Below are 3,396 nucleotides of genomic sequence, written 5' to 3' on the forward strand. Positions count from 1 at the left end.
GGCCTCCAGGCCGGGTGCCGGGGACGTGCCGGACGCGACCTCGTCGAGGGGCGGAGCAGTGACCCAGGCGGGGACCGGGCGGCGGGGCCGGTCCCGGTCCGACATGCGGTGCGACGCCACTCGTGCTCCTTCGCGTTGTCTGATCCATCGTCAGTTCTATCCGGACGCATGGTCTCGGACGAGCCCCAGTTCCGGGGTCGTCGGCGATGCCGGGACGCACGAGGGCGGTCCTCCGCCGCGCCGTGACGCTGGGGAGGACCGCCCTCGGTGTGCGGTGCCGGGCCGGCTACTGGTCCCGGTAGCGCTTCGCCTCGGCGAGCTTGCCGCGGAGCTCGTCCGCCGTGAAGCGGGGGCCGTAGCCGGGGGTGTCCCGCTGGATGCGCCAGCCCTCGGCGAGCGGTCCGGCGTCGACGACGTCGAAGCCGAACTCGTCGATGATCGCGGCCACGGTGCGCTTGGCGTCCTCGTCGTCACCGGCGACCACGAGGGCACGACGGTCCGGGGTGCCGGCCGGTGAGGCGTCGCCGGTGAGCGCGTCGGCTCCGATGTGGTTGAACGCCTTGACGACGTGCGCGCCGCGCAGGTGGTCCTGCAGGAGCTCGGCGGTCGTCGTGGTCTCGTCGTCGAGCTGCGCGATGTGTCCGTCGCGCTGCGGGTAGTAGTTGTTCGTGTCGATGACGACCTTGCCGACGAGCGGTTCGACGGGGATGGTCTCGATCGCCGCGAGCGGGGTGGTGACCACGACGACCTCGCCGGCCGACGCCGCCTCGTCGCGGGTGGCAGCGCGGGCGCCGTCGCCGAGCTCCGCCACGAGGTCCTGCAGCGTCTCCGGTCCGCGCGAGTTCGCGATGACGACCTGGTGGCCGTGCTGCACCGCGAGACGTGCGAGCTGGGATCCGATGTTGCCTGCTCCGATGATGCCGATGACTGTCATGCGGGGTGCAACAGGACGAGCGCCTCGCCATTCCCGCGAGCGGGCCGCGGTGTCCGGTGGGGCCGTCCGGTCGCCGACGCTGCGACATCGACGGCGGGGTGAGGGGCATGATGGCCGCATGGCCCACGAGTTCCGCGACGAGACCGACCGCGACCGCTACGCGATGTACGTCGACGGCGTGCTCGTGAGCGTGCTCGACTACCGGGTCGGCGAAGACGCGGTGTCGTTCCCGCACACGTACACGGTGCCGGCGCACCGCGGACACGGCTACGCGGCGGAGCTCGTCGAGCACGCCGTGGCCGACGTCGAGCGCCGCACCACGAAGCGCATCGTCCCGATGTGCTGGTTCGTCGGCAAGTGGTTCGACGAGCACCCCGACAAGGCACCCCTGCTCAGCCGCAGTGCCGCGGACTGAGCCCGACCGGGAGGCGACGATGCCGTCCATCACCCCGTTCCTCTGGTACGACGACCAGGCCGAGGAGGCCGCGGAGCACTACACGAGCCTGTTCCCGGACAGTCGGGTCGACAGCGTCGCCCGGACGCCCGACGGCACCGCGCTCGTCGTCGAGTTCACGCTGCTCGGCCAGCCCTACCGCGCGATGAACGGCGGCCCCGGGCACCCGCACACCGACGCGGTGTCCTTCCAGGTCGACGTCGACACCCAGGAGGAGCTCGACCGCGTCTGGGACGCCCTGCTCGCGGACGGCGGGAAGCCGGTCGCGTGCGGGTGGCTCGTCGACCGGTGGGGTCTGTCGTGGCAGGTCACGCCGTCGATGATGGGCGACCTGATGACCGGGAACGGTGACCCGGAGGCGAACGCCCGGGTGTTCGCCGCGATGCGCGACATGGTGAAGCTCGACATCCCCGCGCTGCAGGCCGCGGCGGCGGGTCGCTGAGGGATCGTCGGAGATGGTCGCCGGTAGGGTGACGGGACCGAACGGCGCCGAGCGGCCGGCGCCGTCAGCGACAGGCTGGAGACCGCGATGAGCAGCCCCGGGCCCGACCTCCGAGACGCCTCGATCGGCCGCGCGTACACCGAGCTCTCGCGCATCACCCGACGCGCGAGCATCCGGGCGCGCGGTGACGACGAGGTCCTCAGCATCGTCGACCAGTCCCTCGTCGACTTCGTCGTCCAGCACCCCGGGTGCATGGCGATCGACATCGCCCGCTACCTGCGCCTGAACCGGTCGACGATCTCGCGGCAGCTCTCCGGGCTCCTCGCGGCCGGGCTCGTGCGGACCACCGACGGCGGCTCGGGCAACGCCAAGCCGCTCGAGGCCACCGAGGCCGGACGGACCGCCCTCGAACGGTCGGTGCGCCTGCACCGCGACGCACTCGAGGAGCGGCTCGCCGAGTGGTCCGACGACGACGTCGCACTGCTCGCCGGCCTGCTCGAACGGCTCGGTGCCGCGGACGAGGCCGGGCTGCCGATGCCCGGACGCGCGGAGTCGTGAGCCGCCGGTGACGACGTCGTTCGTCCTGCTCTCAGACACCCACCTGCCGAAGCGCGCCAAGGACCTGCCCCCGGGCCTCTGGGCGGACGTGGACGCCGCCGACCTCGTGGTGCACGCGGGGGACTGGGTCGACCTGGCGACCCTCGACGCGGTGCAGGGGCGTGCGCGGCGGTTCGCGGGCGTCCGCGGCAACAACGACGGCCCGGAGTTCGACGACCGCCTGCCCCTCGTGGCGCGCTTCGCGGTCGAGGACCTGCGCTGGGCCCTCGTGCACGAGACCGGCGCGTCGACGGGCCGGGAGCGCCGAGCGGACGCGGCGTACCCGGACACCGACGTGCTCGTCTTCGGTCACTCGCACATCCCGTGGGACACCGTCGCCCCGTCGGGGATGCGGCTGCTCAACCCCGGGTCGCCGACCGACCGGCGCCGGCAGCCGCACCACACGTGGATGCGGGGCACGGTGTCCGGCGCCGACCTGTCCGTCGAGCTCGTGCGGCTGCCGCCGCGCTGACGCGTGCCGACGGATCAGCCCGTCGGCATCCGGAAGAACGCGAGCTCCCACGCCGTCGACACCCGGAACGCCCGGGCCATGCGGCCGCGCTCCTCGGCGCTCGCCGCGACCGCGTGCCGCTCGACCCGGTCCGTCGCCTCCGCCGAGGCCGCCGCGAACCCCGGGTCGCCGTACGCTCCGAGCCAGTCGGCGAACGGGTGCCCCTCCGGCGCCCGGCCGAGCTGCGTCCCGACCCAGGCGTAGACCCGGAAGCACGGCAGGACCGCGGCGGCCAGCACCGCCGCCGAGCCGGTGTCGGCCGCCCGCTGCAGGTGTGCGAGGTACCCGGCGCACACGGGGTGCACCGGGTCGTCGGCGTGCGTGCCGGCGAGCCGACGGTGGTGCAGGTCCCGCGCCTCGTCCGCGCAGCCCTGCGCCGCGGCCGCCCAGAAGGCGGACTCCGACCCCGCCGACACCCCSGACCCGGCCGAGCCCGCCGACCCCACCGGCTCCAGCCC

Annotated in this window: 5 protein-coding genes and 1 pseudogene; 4 read left to right on the plus strand and 2 right to left on the minus strand. The window is 73.9% G+C overall.

Annotated features, from left to right (window positions below; genetic code table 11):
• Positions 1 to 286: 286 nt before the first annotated feature.
• Complete coding sequence (locus BEP24_RS16010) at positions 287 to 1,054, minus strand: NAD(P)-binding domain-containing protein (protein WP_139197486.1); 768 nt, start codon at positions 1,052 to 1,054, stop codon at positions 287 to 289.
• Between BEP24_RS16010 and BEP24_RS16015 the strand changes: the two genes are divergently transcribed.
• The 4 genes from BEP24_RS16015 to BEP24_RS16030 all read left to right on the plus strand — a co-directional run bounded on the left by BEP24_RS16015 (position 1,053) and on the right by BEP24_RS16030 (position 2,899).
• Positions 1,053 to 1,349, plus strand: a complete 297-nt coding sequence (locus BEP24_RS16015; protein WP_065965141.1) for a GNAT family N-acetyltransferase — start codon at positions 1,053 to 1,055, stop codon at positions 1,347 to 1,349. The two genes, BEP24_RS16010 and BEP24_RS16015, sit on opposite strands and share 2 nt — an antisense overlap.
• A 19-nt stretch (positions 1,350 to 1,368) precedes the next feature.
• Entirely contained in the window at positions 1,369 to 1,830 is a 462-nt protein-coding gene (locus BEP24_RS16020) for a VOC family protein (RefSeq protein ID WP_065965150.1), read from the plus strand.
• A gap of 87 nt (positions 1,831 to 1,917) precedes the next feature.
• Complete coding sequence (locus BEP24_RS16025; protein ID WP_065965143.1) at positions 1,918 to 2,388, plus strand: MarR family winged helix-turn-helix transcriptional regulator; 471 nt, start codon at positions 1,918 to 1,920, stop codon at positions 2,386 to 2,388.
• A gap of 7 nt (positions 2,389 to 2,395) precedes the next feature.
• Positions 2,396 to 2,899 carry a metallophosphoesterase gene (locus BEP24_RS16030; protein WP_065965146.1) on the plus strand — a complete coding sequence of 168 codons (504 nt, stop codon included), beginning with the start codon at positions 2,396 to 2,398 and terminating at the stop codon, positions 2,897 to 2,899.
• 14 nt (positions 2,900 to 2,913) lie between these two features.
• Here the strand turns inward: BEP24_RS16030 and BEP24_RS16035 are convergent.
• Positions 2,914 to 3,396, minus strand: a pseudogene (locus BEP24_RS16035) (bifunctional hydroxymethylpyrimidine kinase/phosphomethylpyrimidine kinase); the annotation flags it as partial.

The organism is Curtobacterium sp. UCD-KPL2560, from assembly GCF_001705035.1.
GTDB lineage: Bacteria > Actinomycetota > Actinomycetes > Actinomycetales > Microbacteriaceae > Curtobacterium.

Bases quoted from the DNA above. Each gene is read 5' to 3' on its own strand.
- BEP24_RS16015 (WP_065965141.1), top strand. From the start codon at position 1,053: ATGGCCCACGAGTTCCGCGACGAGACCGACCGCGACCGCTACGCGATG.
- BEP24_RS16010 (WP_139197486.1), bottom strand. From the start codon at position 1,054: ATGCGGCCATCATGCCCCTCACCCCGCCGTCGATGTCGCAGCGTCGGC.
- BEP24_RS16020 (WP_065965150.1), top strand. From the start codon at position 1,369: ATGCCGTCCATCACCCCGTTCCTCTGGTACGACGACCAGGCCGAGGAG.
- BEP24_RS16025 (WP_065965143.1), top strand. From the start codon at position 1,918: ATGAGCAGCCCCGGGCCCGACCTCCGAGACGCCTCGATCGGCCGCGCG.